Annotated in this window: 1 protein-coding gene and 1 pseudogene; one reads left to right on the top strand and one right to left on the bottom strand. The window is 52.6% G+C overall.

Annotated features, from left to right (window positions below):
* A pseudogene (locus tag Q3Y53_RS13045) lies at positions 1 to 153 on the bottom strand (porin); the annotation flags it as partial.
* Positions 154 to 550: 397 nt separating this feature from the next.
* On the opposite strand from Q3Y53_RS13045, the gene Q3Y53_RS13040 reads away from it, so the two are divergent.
* Complete coding sequence (locus tag Q3Y53_RS13040) at positions 551 to 721, top strand: conjugal transfer protein TrbI (protein ID WP_303536805.1); 171 nt, start codon at positions 551 to 553, stop codon at positions 719 to 721.
* Positions 722 to 846 lie beyond the last annotated feature (125 nt).

Below are 846 nucleotides of genomic sequence, written 5' to 3'. Positions count from 1 at the left end.
TTGGGTGACGCTGGTGACCTGATCAAGGCTGTTGCCACTGGATGTGGCCGCGTAATCAGAAACGCCGTTGATGTTCAACTCGGCGGCATTAGCGCCGGTGGCCAGAAGGCCAAGGGCAGCAGGAGCCATCAGCAGTTGCTGGAAAAGCTTCATGGGGGTTCCTCACACAGGAATGCCCGTTAGGGCTTGCTTACTTTGACAACCTGCTGGATGTGCTGCTCCTTCTTTGAGCTAATGGCGCGTATCTTTTGATACCTACTTGTACGAGTTTGTTTGATCCCTTTCGGCCTTGATGCTCTGGAGGGAAATGAGTTGATCTGGGTGGTTGGAATTGGGATATTGATCGCTTGGATCTCGTTGGTGATTAATTTCTAGATTGTTATTTTGTCTGCCCAAATTCTTGATTGATTCAGTCTTCCGTGTTGTTGCCCTTGCCCCTGTTTGGGGTGAGAGTCGTTATCAATATTTCCGTATGAATTGTGTGTTGGAATGGTGTGTTTGTCCTGGGATTATTTTTTTGACCTATACAGAAGTGAGTTGACTGGTTGTGATGGCTCCCGACACTCCCTGTGCCTGTCCGCGTTGCACCTGTGAGGTGCAAGCGTCCCAAGCAGTTGTTCGCGATGGCCAGAGTTTCTGTTCAGATGCCTGTGCCACCGGTCATCCCAACCACGAGCCCTGTCATGGCAGTGGTTCCTGCGGCTGCAGTTGCGCGGAGTGAGGACGTCGGGGTGATTCCCCCCCCCCCCCCCCCTTTTTTTTTTCGTACGGGCTGGCCTGAGCAGCATCGTCAGCCCAGACACAGTCACAACAATGGTGAGACCCCCTAGCAGGATTGGGTAGACG

Origin of the sequence: Synechococcus sp. YX-04-1 (genome assembly GCF_030546365.1) — a bacterium.
Classification (GTDB): domain Bacteria; phylum Cyanobacteriota; class Cyanobacteriia; order PCC-6307; family Cyanobiaceae; genus Parasynechococcus.
The sequence above is the reverse complement of the archived record's forward strand: the minus strand, read 5'-3'. Positions and strand labels throughout refer to the sequence as shown.

Excerpts from the sequence above, each read along its gene's own strand:
- Q3Y53_RS13040 (WP_303536805.1), top strand. The coding sequence starts at position 551 with ATGGCTCCCGACACTCCCTGTGCCTGTCCGCGTTGCACCTGTGAGGTG.